The organism is Clostridium sp. AM29-11AC (genome assembly GCF_003480545.1).
GTDB lineage: Bacteria > Bacillota > Clostridia > Lachnospirales > Lachnospiraceae > Otoolea > Otoolea saccharolyticum_A.
Genome location: NZ_QUJI01000018.1, coordinates 21551 through 40137, shown reverse-complemented (window position 1 = coordinate 40137; position 18587 = coordinate 21551). Strand labels below are relative to the sequence as shown.

The following is an 18587-nucleotide window of genomic DNA, read 5'->3' as shown; positions in this document are numbered from 1 at the left end:
CATGGCAGAAACCACTTATGTAAAATACAACAGGACGAGGCGGGAGACCTTCCAGATCAAGACGGCCATTCTCTCAGAGGATGGGAAGCGGGCGGTAGATAAGACTGCCCTCTGCCCCGAAGGGGAGGCGCACATCCGTTCCTTTGAAGAAAAATACCGCCTGCTCTCAGAAGAGAGCGGCGTGCTCTCCTACCTGAAACCAGAGCTGAGGGACGGAGGAAGGACGGCGAGATTTGAATTTCTGACGGGAGTGACTCTGGCAGAGCGCCTGAAGGAGAGAATTTCTGAAATTGCTCAGAGAGGGGAGTCAGGCAGCGAGGAGGACAGCAGAAAAAAGGATGTCATCTCAGCCGTGGAGGAAGCACTTCACGTCGCCGTCTCCTGCCGGCCGGAGTTTATCAGCCCCTTTGCGGTGACACCTGAATTTCTGGAGGTGTTTGGCAGGGCGCAGGCAGATAAAGCCGGTGAAGGAAAGCAGGAAGCGGAGCTTTCCGACCTGGATTTTGAGAAGGGAAGCCTGGCCTTTCGAACATCGAATGTGGATGCCCTCTTTGAAAATGTCATGCTCTGTACAGAGAGAGGGAAGGGAAAAGAAGAAGAGGCAGGACAGCCTACGTCCCTGATAAGCCAGGAGGAAGTACCGCTGGCCCTCGACTATGAATGGGTATTTTCCTTTCCTGTGCCGGAGAGCTTCCTTCGGTACAGAGCGCTGTTTTATTTCTATGATTCCTGCAGGGAAGAGCTGCAGGAGCTGTTTGGGGACAGAGAACGGTTTTTATCGGAATTTTCCATTACCCCGTCCATGATTTCTGTTTACGAGAGAATGGAACACTCTTTCCAATTCTATGTCCACGGGGAAAATCAGGAAATTTTCCTGGAAAACTACTATGTTTCCACGAAACCCGTGAAGGATTTAAGGCAGATGGCTAAGGAGTTTTACCAGGCCAAGGACAGGATTGAGCAGCTGAAGGCAGAGCTTTCCGAAAAAGAAATCGCCCTCAGAAAGGGCCAGGAGGTTCAGCGGCTGACCAACAACCATGTGGCGAATCTGGAAGTGATCATCGGAGATCTGCGCCGGGAAGTGGGAGAGATGGGAAAGACTCTGACCTACTTAAACAGACACGAGGCTATGATCTTTAAGGTGAAGAGGAAGCTTGGCCAGGCCTTTAACAGGGCAGTGCCAAAGGGAACGGTGAAGCGCAAGAAGCTGGGATATGTGAAAAATACCATCCTCCACCCGGCCAGATATTTCAGGATGTATACGACTGCGGAGGGAAAGAACCGGATCAAAGGCCATTTTGAGATCGGTGACGAGTATCTGGCCCACGGAAAGGTAGTTTTCCCCAGAACGGAGCATCCGAAGGTGTCCATCGTGATTCCGGTATACAATCAGATTCACTATACCTACCTGTGTCTGGTTTCTATTTTAGAACACACGAAGGATGTGAGCTATGAGGTAATCATTGCCGACGATGTGTCTGCAGACGCCACAGAGCACCTGTCTGAGTTTGCGGAGAATATCGTGATCTGCCGGAACAAGACGAACCAGGGCTTTTTAAGAAACTGCAACCAGGCGGCAAAGGCGGCCAGGGGTGAGTATATTATGTTTCTGAACAATGATACCCAGGTGACGGAGGGCTGGCTCAGCTCCCTGGTAAACCTAATCGAGTCGGATGAAACCATCGGAATGGTGGGTTCCAAGCTGGTTTACCCGGACGGAAGGCTTCAGGAAGCCGGAGGCATTATCTGGAGCGACGGCTCCGGATGGAATTACGGACGGCTGGACGACCCGGACAAGGCAGAGTACAACTATGTGAAGGATGTGGACTACATCTCAGGGGCGGCCATCCTGCTCTCCACAAAGCTCTGGAAACAGATTGGAGGCTTTGACGAGCGGTTTGCGCCTGCCTACTGTGAGGACTCGGATCTGGCCTTTGAGGTGAGAAAGGCAGGCTACCGGGTGGTTTACCAGCCTCTCTCCAAGGTGATCCATTTTGAGGGAATTTCCAATGGAACCGACGTCAATGGAAGCGGTTTAAAGCGATATCAGGTAGAGAACAGCGAAAAGCTCAAAGAAAAGTGGAAGGATGAGCTGAAAAAGCAGTGCGTCAACACGGGAAATCCCAATCCGTTCCGGGCCAGAGAGCGCAGCCAGGGAAAGAAAATCATTCTGGTGGTGGACCACTATGTGCCTACCTTTGACAGGGATGCGGGATCCAAGACCACCTTCCAGTACCTGAAAATGTTCCTTAAGAAAGGGTATGTGGTGAAGTTCCTGGGAGACAACTATCTCCACGAGGAGCCCTATTCCACCATCCTTCAGCAGATGGGAATCGAGATCCTCTACGGCCCGGAGTATGTGACAGGGATCTGGGACTGGCTGGATAAGAACGGCAGCGAGATCAGAGCGGCTTATTTAAACAGGCCCCACATTGCCACCAAGTATGTGGATTATATTGCAGAACACACAGATATGAAGATTATCTTCTACGGCCATGATCTCCACTTCCTGAGAGAGTTCAGGGAGTTTGAGCTGACAGGGGATCCGGCAAAGAAGAGGGAGTCTGATTACTGGAAATCCATTGAGTTTACACTGATGCGCAAGGCTGCGGTTTCCTATTACCCTTCTGAGGTGGAGATAGAGGCAATCCATGAGGTTGACGATACGGTGAACGCGAAGGCCATCACAGCCTACGTCTATGAAGAATTTTTAGACAGCCTGAATCTGGACTTTGAGAAGAGGGAGGGGCTTCTGTTTGTGGGAGGCTTCGCCCACCCGCCGAATGCAGATGCAGTGCTGTGGTTTGCGAAGGAAGTATTCCCGCTTATCAGGGCAAGGCTTAAGGTTAATTTCTATGTGGTCGGTTCTAAGGTGACAGAGGAAATCAAGGCCCTGGAACAGCCGGGAAACGGAATTATCGTAAAAGGATTCGTCAGCGAGGAGGAGCTTTCTGAGCTTTATCGGAACTGCCGCCTGGTGGTGGTTCCGCTGCGCTACGGCGCCGGCGTCAAGGGCAAGGTGGTGGAGGCCATCTACAACGGTGCGCCGATTGTCACAACCTCAGTGGGAAGCGAGGGAATCCCCGGCGTCGAGGAGGTTCTCGAGGTCAGGGATCAGCCGGAAGATTTTGCGGACACAGTTGTCAGGCTCTACGACGATACAGAAAAGCTCCGGGAGATGGCAGAAAAGACACAGGATTATATTAAAAACCATTTCAGCATTGACGCAGCCTGGGAGGTTATCAGGGAGGACTTTGAAGGATGACGGCAGAACGATCAGAAGCAGGAGGTACAGGACTTACAAGAGAGCAGATCAAGTACATTGCCATAGCTGCCATGACAGTGAACCACATCGGGACAGGGCTGCTCCCCGATGGCCTTGTGAAGACAGTTATGCAGGATATCGGCTACTTTACGGCCATCGTCATGTGCTTTTTTCTGGCAGAGGGATTCCGGTACACAAGCTCTAAAAGACGGTACGGTTTAAGGCTCCTGCTGTTTGGCTTTATTTCACAGATCCCGTTTTTTATGGCCTTCGGATACCCTGTTCTGAATATGATGTTTACTCTGTTTCTGTGCTTTCTGCTGTTAATTATCAGGACAGATGAGCGCTTTGCCGGAAAAAGGCTGGTACCTGGGCTTCTGGTAGTATTTCTCAGCAGTTTTTGTGACTGGCCGTTTCTGGCTCCTGTCTTTACACTCCTGTTCTACAATGCAGGAACAGACTGGGAGGAGAGGAAAAAGGCCTGCGGATTTGTGGTGATTTTGTATCTGATTTTCACCTTTGTGAGTACCTGCGGCACAGTCTACGGGGCAGCACAGGCTCTGCTCAGGGCTGTCTGCAGTGCCGTCGCCCCTGCGGCAGCCTGCCTCACAATCCTGTTTCTCTACAATGGAAAAGAGAATTCAGGAAAGGGCAGCAGGACATGGGGAAAATGGTTCTTTTATATTTACTATCCGGCTCACCTGCTTCTCATCGGGATTGTGAGGACAGCGGCGGGAGTATGATATGGCGGCTGAAAATAATGTGCCGGCTAGAAGATTTGCAGAAGATTGATCTTAATGAAAGTCTGAGGGCAGATAAGCGGAATGCTTATCTGCCTTTTGTCTTTTAAAGCTATTGTTTTTAAAGCTTTTGTTTTCTGCTGAAAAAGAACAGAGGGCCTGCACAGGGAAGATACTCTCAGGGGAATGGCGCTAAGGAGTCTGCATACAGAAAATTACTTATTTTTTACCTGGATTTCGAGAATCCAACCATGGCAGTTTACAAAAGAATGGTACCATTGAGATAACAGTTCAGACCTTTGGCTGTCCTTACAGAGGACCAGGGAATTTCTGAAGAAATTCCCTGAAATTTCCAGTATTTCTGCCTGCAGAGCGGCTATGGCAGCAGGGGTATCCTCTGCGGGAAGACAGTGGTTCTGCCGGCTTTCTGAAAATCAGGAATTAAGCGCGTCAGGGAAACACAAAAAACAGGGCAGGCAAAAAGCTTAGAAGGCGGACTGTAAGCTGTTGACACATCCGGCTGAGCCGGAGGACAAATATGCAGGAAACAGCCTTTTGTCATACATCATAACAGATGTATCCCCAAAGCGCAGACAGGGACGAAAGGGGATTTGACAAGGGCTGTGACGGGAAAGGGTCATTCAATGATTAAAACCTATGTGCTGGACACAAATGTGCTGATTCAGGCTCCAGATGCCCTGAGGTGTTTTGAGGACAATCAGGTAGTTCTGCCTCTGGCAGTTCTGGAGGAGCTGGACAATCTGAAAAAGGCGGAGGGGGAGCGGGGCGCTAACGCCAGAGCAGCGATCCGCCTTTTAGAGAGACTCAGAGGAGCGGGAGATCTGACAAAGGGAGTGGAGCTGGAGAACGGAGGGAGCCTGCGGGTGGAAAAGAATTTCATCGATGTGAAGCTCCCGGAGGATCTGCCGGAGGACCGGATGGACAACCGGATTCTGAAGATCTGCCTGGGTCTTTCCCAGACAGAGGAGAGGCAGGTCGTCCTGGTGACCAAGGACATTCTTCTCCGGATTAAGGCTCAGATGATCGGAATCAGGGCAGAGGACTTTACCTCAGAGCAGGTGCGGGAGGATATGGATCAGTACAGAGGCAGGACGGACGTCTTTGTGTCAGAGGAAAACTTTCGGGAATTTAAGAAAAAAGGAATTCCCTTAAAAGAAGTTTACAGAGTGGACGGGGAAGGAAAAAAGCTGAATCTCGAGTTTTTTGAGAACGAGTTTGTGATTCTCCACAATGAGATGTCCCCTGACAAAACGCAGCTGGGGCGGGTAGAAAATGAAAAAATCAGGAAGCTGGAATATAAAAAGAGCAGGCCCTATGGAATTAATCCGAGGAATGCGGGGCAGTATTTTCTTCAGGAGGCTTTAATGCAGCCGGCAGAAAAAGCTCCTCTCGTTATCGTCAAGGGGATGGCCGGCACCAGCAAGACCTTCTACGCGCTGGCAGTAGGACTTGAAAAGCTGCTGAACCACCCGACAGGAGAGTACCGGAGAATCCTGATCTGCAGGCCCAACGCCCAGTTTGATGACGACATCGGCTTTCTTCCAGGCGATGAGAAGGAGAAGATTTCCCCTCTTCTCAGGCCCATTATGGACAATTTAGAGCAGCTTATCGATTCAGACGAGGAGAGCCGGTATGAAGATGAGAGAGAGCTTCAGGGGAAAATCGATGAGATTTTTGAGAGAGGGCTGATTCAGGCGGAGGCATTAAATTTTATCAGAGGGCGCTCGATTGTGAAAACATACCTGATTATTGACGAGGCCCAGAATATGACGCCGCGCCAGGCAAAGGGAATCATTACAAGGGCCGGAAAGGACACGAAGGTGATTCTTCTCGGGGATCCAAACCAGATAGACAGACCCTTCCTGGACGAGAGGACAAACGGGCTCAGCTATGCGTCAGAGCATATGAAGGGAAGTCCTCTCTGCTGGCAGGTATCCATGAAGGCCTCTGAGTGCGAGCGATCAAAGCTTGCCATGGATGCCGTTCAGAGAATGGGCTAAATTTTAGAAGCCGTGTGAAAAGCGCAGAACCCGTACGGGAGAATGACAGTACAGGCTTTTCGGACGGCAGGAGAGCGACAAACAAAAGATGTAAGAAGGCAGTAGAATGAGTGAAAAGGAAAAGAAGAACAAAAAATTGAAAAGTGAAAAGAACGGAAAGTCAGCAGAGAATGCCGGGAGAGAAAGGGAGAAAAAAACGGTAAATTTTCAAACAGATGTGAAGATAAAAAATAGAGTGAAAGAGAAAACAAAGGACAGGAGAGCTGAAAAGCCGGAATACCTGAGGGAAGGCAGACAGAGTGAAATACCGGCTGAGGCTGTGTGGGAGCGGAATAGAGAGGAACCCCTCACCTTCCGGCAGATACGCAAAAATGAGGAGGTAAATGTCCTGATAGAGAGGGGAAACGAGGTTCTGGGAGCTCTCGGCTATACGGAACACTCCATTGCCCACGCAGTCAAAACGGCCAGCACGGCGGGAATGATACTGAGCAAGCTGGGCTACAGCGAGAGGGAGGCTGAGCTGAGCAGAATTGCAGGCTTCATGCACGATATCGGCAACAGTGTAAACCGCCACGATCACGCTCATAGCGGCGCCATTCTGGCATGGCAGATACTGAGGGAGGAGGGCATGTCCCTGAAGGAAGCAGCCGTGATAGCGTCTGCGATTGGAAATCACGATGAGGAAACGGGGACAGCGGTGGATCCCATTTCAGCGGCTCTGATTCTCGCGGACAAGACGGATGTCAGGAGAAACCGGGTCAGAAACCGTGTGAAAGCCACCTTTGATGCCCATGACAGGGTAAATTATGCAGTTCTGTCCTCCAGTCTGGAGATACAGAAGGAGAAAAAGGTGATCCAGATGGAGATGGAGCTGGATGACTCCATGTGCTCCGTCATGGACTATTTTGAAATTTTCCTTCAGCGGATGCTGATGTGCCGCCGGGCGGCGGAGGTTCTCGGATGCCGCTTTAAGCTGATAGCAAACGGGAGCAAGGTCTGCTGACGAAGCAGGGGCACAGCGCTGCCCCGTTTCTCCCTATTTCCCCCATTTCCCCCATTTCCCCAAACCGCCTTGTAGCCCGAGGAAGGAAATGGTATAATGACCGCAGAGCGGTTTCAGCATTTACTTCTGAAATCCGGGCGCTAAATTCCGCCGGAGGCAGCATATCCGGAGGATAGGCAATAATGGCTTTTGACAAATGAGGGGAAATGGAGAGTGTGAAATGAAGCAGTTTATAAAAGAGGCGGGAGAGACAGGCAGAGAGCTGAGACAGTGGCTGGGACAGAACCTCAGGCTCTGTCTTTTTACTGTGCTTGTTTGTGCCGTATGCCATACGGCGCTTCTGATGAACAGCCAGGATATCCTGACAGATACAGAATATTATATCATGGAGTGGAGGGATTCTGTTAAGACCTTTGTGGGGCTTGGAAGATTCGGCCTTCTGTTTACAAAGCTGCTCTTCAGGATGGACGGCTACACGCCTTTTCTTTTTATTCTGTTTATGATGGGAGCCATGATTCTCACCTGCCTCGCCTTTGATTTTTTCCTGGCCCAGGGGATGCAGGGAAAGAATAGCCTGCTTTTTTATGCCTTCAATGCCCTCTACCTGACGAGTCCGGTATTTCCTCACCAGTTCTATTTCGGATTCCAGGCCTTTGAGGTGGCGTTTGCCTTTCTGCTCTGTGTGACAGCAGCCTTCTGCGCCTTCTCCTGGGCCTGGTTTGGAAAAAGCCCATGGTGGTGTGTGCCGGCGGCAGGACTGATGATATGGGGATTTTCCACCTATCAGGTACTGGTTCCGTTTTATATTGCAGTTAATGCATCCGTCTTTGTCCTTTACTACCTGGAGGATCAGGGAAAAAGAAGGGACGGCAGGGGGCTGTTTTCTGTCTGTATCCGGCTGGCGGCCATGTTTGCAGCCGGACTTGCGGGATATCTGATTCTGGCCAGGGTGTCCGCAGCCCTGCTAAGCCACATGGCAGGGACGGGAAAGCTGTTTCAGACCTATTCCAGATGGGGCAGTATGGAACTGTCCGGCATAGCTGCGGGAATCCGGCAGGATCTGGTCAGAGTCCTCGCCCATGAGCTGCCGGCCTACAGCCGCTTTTATCTTCCGGTGACAGTGCTGTTTTTCCTTCTGTGTCTCTTTAGAGGCTGGAGGGCTGAGAAGAAGGGAAAGATATTCCTGCTGCTTTCTGCCGCCGTCACGGTGCTCTCCACATTTTTCATGACCTTTGTGGTGGGGGGCCCCCAGATTCTCCGGGCTCAGCTGGTCTATCCCTTCGTTCTGGCGTTCTGCAGCGCGGCTCTTGTGAAGCTGGTGGGAGACAGGAAAATCCTGACGGCCCTGCTCTGTGTATTTTTCCTGTTTTCGGGACTGGAGCAGACAAAGACTGCTAACCGCTATTATGAGGCCATGCATCTGACGGCTCTTCAGGATCAGATGCTGGCGGAGAAGATCTACGCCCAGACACAGAGTGTCCGGGATCCGGCTGACGAGAAAGCGGTGCCCTTCGTGTTCATCGGCGGCAGGAAGGCAGTGGAGACTCCTTCCAACAGGCTGAAGTGGGATGCCCTGGGAGCGTCGATTTTTGAGACAGATCCCACCACGAGAATTGGAAGCGTTCGTATCGTCTGCCTGATGAACAGCCTGGGGCTTCCGGCTTCCTACCCGACAGACAGCCAGTATGCCCGCGCTAAAGAGCTTTCCCGGGACATGCCCTGCTATCCGGCAGAAGGTTCCATCCTGTTTGAGGAGGGGATGATCATTGTCAAGCTGTCGGAATAGGAGGAAAATTTTATCAGATTTGACTTTTTAACCGTTCTGTGGTAGACTTCAGAAAGATTTTAAAGTAAAGGGAGGTGGCTTGATGTCGTCTGTTCGCTGATTACAGGACAATAAAATGAACGAAAGAATTTCGTCCTCATCATACGGTGATGGGTTATTTTGTTGTACTTATTCTGCGGACAGCTTCATTACAGCCAGCTCTTTTCAGGCGCTTTTGCGGGCCTGTTGGTTTGCTGTGCCGTTTTGCCTGTATTTGGCTGCGCTGAGAGAGCAAGCAGAATAATTGTGCAGATAACCTGTCTCCCGGGTTATCTGTTTTTTTTATTTTACAGAAATTCTGCCGGATTTCTGTGAGTGAAAAAGCCCCGGCTAACAGGACTGCACTGCGGCAGAGCAGAGTCTGTTTTTGGAGCGGTCCGCCCCCGGGCAGAGAATCCCTCAGGAGGAACATTCCGTTTTCTTTGTTATTGTCCTTTTCATTCAGAAAAAGTATAGTACGGAAGGATGATTGAAATGTTTGAAAAAGACAGATGGAAAACAAAATTTATCACTGTGGCATCAGGACAGGCAATTTCCATTCTTGGCAGTCACGGCGTTCAGTTTGCACTGATCTGGTGGCTTGCTGAAAAAACGTCTTCCCCGCTTATGCTGGGAATATCAGGCATTGTGGCATATCTGCCCATGTCACTGTTCAGCCCGGCAGCGGGGATTGCGGCAGACCGCTATAACCGGAAATTTATCTCTATTTTCTCGGACCTGGCAATGGGAACGGCCGCACTGATTTATGCGGTACTGCTTTCTGTGTTTGAGCTGCCTGTATGGACTGTATTTATTATGCTCTGCATCCGCGGAATCGGAAGTACATTTCAGCAGCCTGCCATACAGTCGATTATTCCGCAGCTTGTGCCAAAAGATCAGCTGGTCAGGACCAATGGCTGGATGCAGCTTTTAAATTCAGGTTCCTTCCTGTTAGGACCAGTAATCGGAGCGTCACTGTATGCAGCTTTCCCCATGCCCGTTGTCCTGCTGACGGATGTGGCGGGGGCGATTCTGGCAAGTATTGCCCTGGCTGCGGTTGAAATTCCGCCATTGCCCAAAGCAGAAAAAGAAAAACAGCATTTTGCTGCAGAGGTGAAAGAGGGAATCCGGATATTCAGAGAAGACAGAAAGCTGTTCCATATCGTAATGGCGGAAGCTCTCTGCATGTTTTTCTATGGGCCCCTGTCCTCCTTCTATCCCCTTATGACAAGCGAATACTTCGGTCTGTCGGCTGTATATGGAAGTGCGGTGGAACTTTCCTTCGCAGCAGGGATGCTCGTGTCCTCGCTGTTATTTTCCAGTGTGCTGAAGGTAGAGCGAAAGATCAGAGTTTCCTTCGCAGGCCTGTTCGGCATGGGTATTATGGCCGCAGTCTGCGGCCTGATCCCGCCGGTTTACGCAGGCTGGTTTCTCTTTGCGGCGGCTTGTATCGGCCTGGGGGCATCAGGAAATGTGCATACAATCCCTCTGACTGCATATATACAGGAGACGGTGGTCAGTGAAAAAATGGGACGGGCATTTTCTGTGCTCACCCTGATCTCATCCGTGACAATGCCGGTGGGCCTGCTGTTCAGCAGCCCCATAGCAGAAAAGGTTGGCGTAAATACCTGGTTTTTCATATCCGGAGTGAGCATGACAGTCATTACAGCCCTTGTGGCTGTCCGCCATACGGCAGAACAGAGGAGGCAGTGATTATGATAAGGAAATTTCAGAAAGAAGATACGGGACAGGTGATGAGAATCTGGCTGAACGGAAATAAGGATGCCCATCCTTTTATTCCAAAAGAGTACTGGGAATCCAACTATTCCATGGTGGAAGAACAGATTCTTCAGGCAGAGGTTTTCGTATATGAGGCGGATGGAGAAATCCAGGGCTTTATCGGAATTGTAGGGGGATATATTGCGGGAATTTTTGTGGACAGAGCGTACCGTTCCCTGGGAGCAGGAAGAGAGCTTCTAAACTGCGCCAAGCAATTATATGATTCCCTGTCATTAGGCGTCTATCAGAAAAATGAGGGGGCCGTTTCCTTCTATTTCCGGGAGGGCTTTGCCGTACAGTCAGAACAGCTTGATGAAGATGCGGGAGAAACAGAGTATACCATGAGCTGGAAAAGGAGCACGGGAAATCCATAGGCGGGACGGGTCTGCCGGGGCGGCTCCTTAAACACGAAGCTTCGGAGTGATTTTGGCACCGAATTTGGCACCGGATAACGGTGCCCCGGCTGAAAGAGAGTTTCAGACGGACATTTAATGACTGAAAAACATAAAAAACGCTGAAACTATTAAGGATTTTGTAATTCTTAAACATTTACTAACGGTTTTATCTATGCTATATTACCTATAGTGCATAAGTCTGCCCGTGCATCAGTGTCCCGGGCCACCAGCCCTGCAGCAGCTTTATAAAAGCGCTCATGTGCCAGAAGCGGGCAGACGGAGAAAATCTCAAAACTTAGAAGGACTGACTTCAGGACATTACAAAAAGAAAACGTGGGAAATCCACAGTGCAAGGAGAGAGACATGAAGGGAATCGTTTTAGCCGGCGGCTCAGGCACACGCCTGTATCCGCTTACCAAGGTAACATCAAAGCAGCTTCTGCCCATCTACGACAAGCCGATGATCTACTATCCGATCTCTGTGCTGATGAGCGCGGGGATCAGAGACATTCTGATTATCTCCACACCGGAGGACACGCCAAGGTTTGAGGAGCTTTTAGGGGACGGGCATCAGTTTGGAATCAGCTTAAGCTATGAGGTGCAGCCAAGTCCTGACGGACTGGCCCAGGCCTTTATCATCGGCGAGAAGTTCATCGGCAGCGACTCGGTTGCCATGATTCTGGGCGACAATATTTTCCAGGGACAGGGACTTCCCAAGCGCCTGAGAGCGGCTGCATCAAAGGATCAGGGAGCCACTGTATTCGGCTACTATGTAGACGATCCGGAGCGGTTTGGAATTGTAGAGTTCGATAAAAACGGCAAGGCCGTTTCCATCGAGGAGAAGCCGGAGCATCCAAAGTCCAATTACTGTGTGACAGGACTCTATTTCTACGATAACCGCGTGGTGGAGTTTGCAAAGAGCTTAAAGCCGTCTGCCAGAGGAGAGCTTGAGATCACGGACCTGAACCGCATTTACCTGGAAAAAGGAGAGCTGGATGTAATCCTTTTAGGTCAGGGCTTTACCTGGCTTGACACGGGAACCCATGAGTCTCTGGTGGAAGCCACGAATTTCGTAAAAACCGTGGAAACCCACCAGCACAGAAAGATTGCCTGCCTGGAGGAGATCGCCTATCTGAACGGCTGGATCAGCCGCGAAGAGGTTCTGGCCGCCTATGAGGTATACAAGAAAAACCAGTACGGCAAGTACCTGAAGGATATTCTGGACGGCAAGTACGTAGATAAACTGCACCAGAACTAAGGCCGGACCGGGGCGCGTGCGCCCAGCCGGGTGCAGCCTGCGGGCGGCGTATTTCGGCACAGCCAGGTGCATTCAATAAACAGAAACAAAACAGGAGAAAGAATCATGAAGATTATTGTAACAGGAGGAGCCGGATTTATCGGCGGAAATTTCGTACACCATATGGTAAACAAGTATCCGGATTACCAGATCGTAAACCTGGATCTCTTAACCTATGCAGGAAACCTGGAAACCTTAAAGCCAGTGGAGGGAAAACCCAACTATAAGTTCGTAAAGGGCGACATTGCGGACAGGAAATTCATATTTGACTTATTCAGGGAGGAAAAACCGGATGTGGTGGTAAACTTTGCCGCGGAGAGTCATGTGGACCGCTCCATCACAGACCCGGAGAGCTTTGTCCGCACCAATGTGATGGGAACCACAACGCTTCTGGACGCCTGCAAGGAGTTTGGAATCAAGCGTTACCATCAGGTGTCCACTGATGAGGTTTACGGAGATCTTCCGTTAGACCGCCCGGATCTCTTTTTCACAGAGGAGACCCCTCTGCACACCTCAAGCCCCTACTCCTCCTCCAAGGCCAGCGCGGATCTCTTTGTACTGGCCTATCACAGAACCTACGGGCTTCCGGTGACTATCTCCCGCTGCTCCAACAACTACGGTCCCTACCACTTCCCGGAGAAGCTGATTCCTCTGATGATCAGCCGCGCTCTGGCAGATGAGGAGCTTCCGGTTTACGGCGACGGCGCCAATGTGCGCGACTGGCTCCATGTATCTGACCACTGCGAGGCCATTGACCTGATTATCCACAAGGGACGCGTGGGAGAGGTCTACAATATCGGAGGCCATAACGAGAGGACAAACCTGCAGGTTGTAAAGACGATCCTGAAGGCTCTTGACAAGCCGGAGAGCCTGATCCGCTATGTGAAGGACCGCCCTGGCCATGACCGCCGCTACGCCATCGATCCCACCAAGATCGAGACAGAACTGGGCTGGAAGCCAAAATACAACTTTGACACAGGCATTGCCCAGACTATCCAGTGGTACCTGGACAATGAGGACTGGTGGAAGCACATTTTAAACGGTGAGTATCAGAACTATTTTGAGAAGATGTATGGAGATCGATTATAATGAAAGTACTTGTTACAGGCGTAAAGGGCCAGCTGGGCTATGATGTGGTAAATGAACTGAAAAAGCGCGGCCATGAGGCAGTGGGCGTGGATGTGGAGGAGATGGATATTACGGATGGGCAGGCATGCCGCAGGGTAATTACAGAGGCCGGACCAGATGCAGTCATCCACTGCGCCGCATATACTGCAGTAGACGCAGCCGAGGACAATGTGGACCTGTGCCGCAGGGTAAACGCGGACGGAACAAGAAACATTGCCGCTGTCTGCCGTGATCTGGACATCAAAATGATGTATATCAGCACGGATTACGTGTTCAACGGCCAGGGACTGCGCCCCTGGGAGCCGGATGATGAGAGGGAGCCGTTAAATGTCTACGGCCAGACCAAGTGTGAGGGCGAGATGGCAGTGGAGGAGCTTGTGAAAAAGTTCTTCATTGTCAGAATCGCCTGGGTGTTTGGGGTAAACGGAAAGAACTTTATTAAGACCATGCTTCGCCTGGGAAAAGAAAACGGAGCGGTGAGCGTTGTAGACGACCAGATCGGCTCCCCTACCTACACCTATGATCTGGCAAGGCTTCTGGTGGATATGATTGAGTCCGAGAAGTATGGGCGCTATCACGCCACCAACGAGGGGCTGTGCAGCTGGTATGAGTTCGCATCGGAGATTTTCAGACAGGCCGGTATGGATCAGGTGAAGGTGACTCCGGTGACAAGCGATGAGTTTAAGGCCAAGGCGAAGCGCCCGATGAACAGCCGCATGGACAAGAGCAAGCTTGCGGCCAACGGCTTTGAGCCGCTTCCGGCATGGCAGGACGCACTTTCCAGATATTTAAAGGAAATCATGTAAGAATAAGTTGACATAAAACAGGAGGACAGGTAAAAATGGGAAAATATTTTGGCACAGACGGATTCCGGGGTGAGGCAAACGTGACTCTGACTGTGGAGGACGCTTACAAGGTAGGCCGTTTCCTCGGCTGGTATTACGGACAGAAGAATGAGGGGGAGCGCTGCCGCGTGGTAATCGGAAAGGATACGAGAAGGAGCAGCTATATGTTTGAGTACTCTCTCGTAGCCGGGCTGACCGCGTCAGGGGCTGACGTGTATCTGCTCCATGTGACGACGACGCCGAGCGTCTCCTATGTGGTGCGCACCGAGGAATTTAACTGCGGAATTATGATTTCTGCCAGCCATAACCCATTCTATGACAATGGAATCAAGGTCATCAACGAGCGCGGAGAGAAGCTGGAGGAGGATGTGATTACTGAGATCGAGAAGTATCTGGACGGAGAGATGGGAGAGATCCCCTATGCCACCAGAGAAAATATCGGACGGACCGTGGACTTTGCAGCAGGAAGAAACCGCTACATCGGCTATCTGATTTCCATTGCAACCCGTTCCTTCAAGAATAAGAAGGTGGGACTGGACTGCGCCAACGGAAGCGCATCTGCCATTGCGAAGAATGTATTCGACGCTCTGGGTGCAGAGACCCACGTGATCAACAACAATCCGGACGGGCTGAACATCAACACAAACTGCGGCTCCACCCACATCGAGGGACTCCAGAAATATGTGGTTGAGAACGGCCTGGATGTGGGCTTTGCCTACGACGGCGACGCAGACCGCTGCCTGGCTGTGGACAGTGAGGGAAATCTGGTGGACGGAGACAAGATCATGTACATCTGCGGAAAGTACATGAAGGAGCAGGGAAGCCTGGTAAACAACACCGTTGTCACCACCATTATGTCAAACTTCGGTCTGTACAAGGCTCTGGAGCGTGAGGGCATCCGCTTTGAAAAGACAGCTGTAGGCGACAAATATGTGTATGAAAACATGTCTCAGAACGGACACTGCCTGGGAGGCGAGCAGTCCGGCCATATCATTTTCAGCAAGCACGCTACCACCGGAGACGGTATCCTCACCTCCTTAAAGGTGATGGAGGTTATGCTGGAGAAGAAGGAGAGCCTGAAAAAACTGGCCGACGAGATTGAGATTTATCCTCAGGTATTAAAGAACGTGCGCGTTCACGATAAGAAAGAGGCTCAGGATGACGCCGATGTTCAGGCAGAGGTAGCGAAGGTGGCTGAGGCTCTGGGAGACACAGGCCGTATTCTGTTAAGACAGAGCGGAACAGAGCCGGTAGTCCGCGTCATGGTAGAGGCTGAGACCGATGAGATCTGCGAGAAGTATGTGGATCAGGTCATCGAGGTGATGAAGGCCAAGGGACATGTGCTGTAATGACAGAGGCCGCAGAACGGCTCTGACTCAGAGCTGATAATAGATAAAAGATAATAGCTGCTGCAGCGCAGAGGAGAAATTGGAAGAATAACCAGACAGGGCTGGCAGGGCCGCAGGCGAACATGCCTGTGCGCCGCTGCCGGCCCTTCGATATAAAAGCGAAGATGCCTGGCCATATACAGAGCAGGCGGGTTTAAGACGCTTCAGGCAGACAAACCTCTGAAGACAGAGCAGGCAGGTTTTGCGTTTTGACAGAATGGGAGTGAGAGTGATGAGGGAACAGCTGACACAAAGCGATATCAGGAAAATTCAGGAGGAGATAGACTACAGGAAGCTGGTAGTGAGAAAGGAAGCCATTGAGGCGGTGAAGGAGGCCCGGGCACAGGGAGATCTGAGTGAAAACTTTGAATATTACGCGGCCAAGAAGGACAAGAACAGGAACGAGAGCCGCATCCGCTATCTGGAGAATATGATTAAAAATGCCAGAGTTGTGTCAGATAAGTCCAGGTCTGATGAGGTAGGGCTCAATGACACCATTACCCTCTATTTTGAGGACGATGACGAGGAGGATGTGTACCGCCTTGTCACAAGCATCAGGGGAAATTCCCTGGAAAACAAGATCAGTATCGAGTCACCTCTCGGAAAGGCCGTCAGAGGCCATAAGGTCGGCGACCGGGTCTATGTGGAGGTAAACGACAGAGCCGGCTACTATGTGGAAGTGAGAAAAATTGAAAAGACCGGAGACGACGGAACGGATCCGATCCGCAGCTATTAATGACAGGGAGAGAGGAAGGACCGCCTGGAAAAGACGGGAGGGAAGAACTGGTGAGAGGAATTTTCGGCAGGAAACGAAACAGAGAAACAGTGGAAAGAGATAAAAAGAAGAAAGACAGCGTGAAAGCAGAAAAACCAGGGCAGAAGCTTCCGGGAACAGGGTTCAGGATAGCAGGGCTTCCCCTGCCCCTCTACTTTGCAGTTCTGGCCCTGGTGGCTGTCTGCATGTATACAGGCTGCCTTCCCAGGGGACTGGTGGGCTCTCTCATCCTTCTGATGGTTCTGGGGGAAGGGCTGAATGCTGTGGGGAATACTGTGCCGGTGGTGAAGACCTACCTGGGCGGCTCCGTCATCTGCATTCTGGGAGCAGCCGTCCTTCAGGCGGCCGGAGTATTCACCCAGGATGCCTATGAGATGATGGACAGCTTTGTCAATCAGGAGGGCTTTCTGGTGTTTTACATTTCGGCACTGATCACGGGAAGCCTGTTCAACATTGACAGGGATCTGCTTCTTCGGGCAACAGTGAAGCTGCTTCCCACAGCGGCAGTTGCCCTGGCAGCCGGGGTGGCTACAGCAGGGATTCTCGGGATGGCTATGGGAAACTCCTTTCTGGAGGGAATCCTGTTTATCGGAATCCCCATGACCAGCGGGGGAATGACAGCAGGGGCTGTGCCTCTCTCCGGCATGTACGCCCCTGTGCTGGGAATCGAGGCCGGGGAAATTCTCACAAGGATCGCGCCGGCGACTGTGCTGGGAAACTGTGTGGCCATCATTTTCGGAGGCCTGGCAAATAATCTCGGGGAGAGGCGGCCGTCCCTGACAGGAAACGGACGTCTTGTCAACGACGGGCAGAAAACGCCGGAGCGGCCGCCTATGAAGCCTACCTTTGCCCTCCTCTGCACGGGGCTGATTCTCTCCCTTGCCTTTTATGAGCTGGGAGCCCTGTGCAACCGGTTTGTGAGCATCATTCCCACCTACGCCTGGATGATCATAGCAGTTGTGGTGGTAAAGGGAACCGGAATTCTGTCTGAGGAGCTGGAGGATGCGGCGAGAGAATGGGGACAGTTTGCCATCCACAGCTGGACAGCTGCCGCGCTGACGGGAATCGGGGCGACCTTGATTGACTTAAAGACGATTCTTCACACCCTGACGCCGTTTTACCTGTTTACTGTGGTGGCGTCTGTGGCAGTGATTACCCTGACAGCTGCCGCAGTGGGAAGAGCAGTGGGTTTTTATCCCCTTGAGGCAGCCATCGCAGCGGGAATGTGCACCACCAATATGGGCGGTTCAGGAAATGTGGCTGTTTTAAGCAGTGCAAAGAGAATGGAGCTGCTTCCCTTTGCACAGATTGTGACGCGCTCCTGCGGCGCTCTCATGCTGACCCTGGGAGGCGTGCTGGTGCACCTTTTAAGATAGGTGTCCGCCCCGTTTCCTGTCCTCCGTGAAAAGGAGAAGGAGAACAGAAAGCAGGGGAATCATGCACAGCCAGATGCTTTTCAGACCCAGGAACAGACTTCCTATGTATCCGCAGAGAACCCCGCTGTGAAAGGAGAGAAGGGTCCCGCCGAAAAAACGCGCCTTTCTTGCCGTTTTGGCGGCTTTTTCCGGATTTTTTCTGCGCTCCATCAGATATTCTGTGAAGGAGGCTACAGTCTGCTTTACATTATTTGTGGAAAAGACATTGGCAGCTGTGAAGCCGTCTGCACCCGGAAATACGCACCACTGAAGGGCGGCGATAAAGAAAATGGGATAGACGGCCAGAATGGGATGCAGGCCTGCCGGGAAGAAACCGACAAGAAAGACGACTCCAAGTTCAACGAAAATTTCCAGATATTTGAGCTTTCGGTGAAGGAGCTGTTCCAGAAACACCGACAGAACAATGCCAAAGGCGAAAATAAGAAAGGCCCCCAGCCGGATCATTCCCTCCGTAAAGTCCCGTCCTACAAGGTCGCCGATAAGTTCGATGAGATTGGCTGTCTGGGCATTGGCAAATACTGCCATACGGTTGAAAATGGCGTAAGCCCCCAGAAAACCTCCGCAGAGAGCCATAAGAAAATGAATGGAAAGATCAAAATGCAGTTCCTGTTTCACAGTTGTCGCCTCCTGAGCTGTATAGTATACGGGCAGGTAAGACGGAAGCTCTGCTTCCGCCTCCTGCCTTTTCAGCTATTATACTATAAAAATGTCC

General features: G+C 51.3%; 14 protein-coding genes. 13 read left to right on the top strand and 1 reads right to left on the bottom strand.

The window, feature by feature from the left end:
• Position 1 precedes the first annotated feature (1 nt).
• From DW757_RS12885 to DW757_RS12820, 13 genes are all read left to right on the top strand, one after another.
• Positions 2-3265, top strand: a complete 3264-nt coding sequence (locus DW757_RS12885) for a glycosyltransferase (RefSeq protein ID WP_118751878.1) — start codon at positions 2-4, stop codon at positions 3263-3265.
• Positions 3262-4008: a TraX family protein gene (locus tag DW757_RS12880; RefSeq protein WP_015544962.1), complete on the top strand. Its 747-nt coding sequence runs from the start codon at positions 3262-3264 to the stop codon at positions 4006-4008. The genes DW757_RS12885 and DW757_RS12880 overlap by 4 nt, the downstream gene beginning before the upstream one ends.
• Before the next feature lie 641 nt (positions 4009-4649).
• Entirely contained in the window at positions 4650-6026 is a 1377-nt protein-coding gene (locus tag DW757_RS12875; protein ID WP_118751877.1) for a PhoH family protein, read from the top strand.
• Between the two features lie 106 nt (positions 6027-6132).
• Positions 6133-7029 (top strand): HD domain-containing protein, encoded by an 897-nt coding sequence (locus tag DW757_RS12870; protein WP_008399455.1) that lies wholly within the window; start codon positions 6133-6135, stop codon positions 7027-7029.
• Between the two features lie 220 nt (positions 7030-7249).
• Complete coding sequence (locus tag DW757_RS12865) at positions 7250-8815, top strand: glucosyltransferase domain-containing protein (RefSeq protein WP_243033670.1); 1566 nt, start codon at positions 7250-7252, stop codon at positions 8813-8815.
• A 513-nt stretch (positions 8816-9328) separates the two neighbouring features.
• Positions 9329-10546 (top strand): MFS transporter, encoded by a 1218-nt coding sequence (locus DW757_RS12855; RefSeq protein WP_243033667.1) that lies wholly within the window; start codon positions 9329-9331, stop codon positions 10544-10546.
• A 2-nt stretch (positions 10547-10548) separates the two neighbouring features.
• Positions 10549-10986 (top strand): N-acetyltransferase, encoded by a 438-nt coding sequence (locus DW757_RS12850; RefSeq protein WP_118751874.1) that lies wholly within the window; start codon positions 10549-10551, stop codon positions 10984-10986.
• 384 nt (positions 10987-11370) lie between these two features.
• Positions 11371-12264 carry a glucose-1-phosphate thymidylyltransferase RfbA gene (gene rfbA, locus DW757_RS12845; RefSeq protein ID WP_008399448.1) on the top strand — a complete coding sequence of 298 codons (894 nt, stop codon included), beginning with the start codon at positions 11371-11373 and terminating at the stop codon, positions 12262-12264.
• Between the two features lie 105 nt (positions 12265-12369).
• Positions 12370-13392, top strand: coding sequence for a dTDP-glucose 4,6-dehydratase (rfbB, locus tag DW757_RS12840; protein WP_008399445.1), 1023 nt, complete (start codon positions 12370-12372; stop codon positions 13390-13392).
• The gene (gene rfbD / locus DW757_RS12835; protein ID WP_008399443.1) at positions 13392-14237 is read left to right on the top strand and encodes a dTDP-4-dehydrorhamnose reductase; all 846 of its coding nucleotides are present in this window, start codon (positions 13392-13394) and stop codon (positions 14235-14237) included. Before rfbB ends, rfbD begins: the two co-directional genes overlap by 1 nt.
• A gap of 35 nt (positions 14238-14272) precedes the next feature.
• On the top strand, positions 14273-15625 hold the full coding sequence (gene glmM / locus DW757_RS12830) for a phosphoglucosamine mutase (RefSeq protein ID WP_008399441.1): 1353 nt from the start codon (positions 14273-14275) through the stop codon (positions 15623-15625).
• 271 nt (positions 15626-15896) lie between these two features.
• On the top strand, positions 15897-16400 hold the full coding sequence (greA, locus tag DW757_RS12825) for a transcription elongation factor GreA (protein ID WP_044931886.1): 504 nt from the start codon (positions 15897-15899) through the stop codon (positions 16398-16400).
• 50 nt (positions 16401-16450) lie between these two features.
• Entirely contained in the window at positions 16451-17815 is a 1365-nt protein-coding gene (locus DW757_RS12820; RefSeq protein ID WP_243033665.1) for a 2-hydroxycarboxylate transporter family protein, read from the top strand.
• Here the strand turns inward: DW757_RS12820 and DW757_RS12815 are convergent.
• Positions 17807-18490, bottom strand: a complete 684-nt coding sequence (locus tag DW757_RS12815; protein ID WP_118751872.1) for a YoaK family protein — start codon at positions 18488-18490, stop codon at positions 17807-17809. The genes DW757_RS12820 and DW757_RS12815 overlap by 9 nt on opposite strands.
• Positions 18491-18587: the final 97 nt, after the last annotated feature.

Excerpts from the sequence above, each read along its gene's own strand:
- DW757_RS12885 (WP_118751878.1), top strand. The coding sequence starts at position 2 with ATGGCAGAAACCACTTATGTAAAATACAACAGGACGAGGCGGGAGACC.
- DW757_RS12880 (WP_015544962.1), top strand. The coding sequence starts at position 3,262 with ATGACGGCAGAACGATCAGAAGCAGGAGGTACAGGACTTACAAGAGAG.
- DW757_RS12875 (WP_118751877.1), top strand. The coding sequence starts at position 4,650 with ATGATTAAAACCTATGTGCTGGACACAAATGTGCTGATTCAGGCTCCA.
- DW757_RS12870 (WP_008399455.1), top strand. The coding sequence starts at position 6,133 with ATGAGTGAAAAGGAAAAGAAGAACAAAAAATTGAAAAGTGAAAAGAAC.
- DW757_RS12865 (WP_243033670.1), top strand. The coding sequence starts at position 7,250 with ATGAAGCAGTTTATAAAAGAGGCGGGAGAGACAGGCAGAGAGCTGAGA.
- DW757_RS12855 (WP_243033667.1), top strand. The coding sequence starts at position 9,329 with ATGTTTGAAAAAGACAGATGGAAAACAAAATTTATCACTGTGGCATCA.
- DW757_RS12850 (WP_118751874.1), top strand. The coding sequence starts at position 10,549 with ATGATAAGGAAATTTCAGAAAGAAGATACGGGACAGGTGATGAGAATC.
- rfbA (WP_008399448.1), top strand. The coding sequence starts at position 11,371 with ATGAAGGGAATCGTTTTAGCCGGCGGCTCAGGCACACGCCTGTATCCG.
- rfbB (WP_008399445.1), top strand. The coding sequence starts at position 12,370 with ATGAAGATTATTGTAACAGGAGGAGCCGGATTTATCGGCGGAAATTTC.
- rfbD (WP_008399443.1), top strand. The coding sequence starts at position 13,392 with ATGAAAGTACTTGTTACAGGCGTAAAGGGCCAGCTGGGCTATGATGTG.
- glmM (WP_008399441.1), top strand. The coding sequence starts at position 14,273 with ATGGGAAAATATTTTGGCACAGACGGATTCCGGGGTGAGGCAAACGTG.
- greA (WP_044931886.1), top strand. The coding sequence starts at position 15,897 with ATGAGGGAACAGCTGACACAAAGCGATATCAGGAAAATTCAGGAGGAG.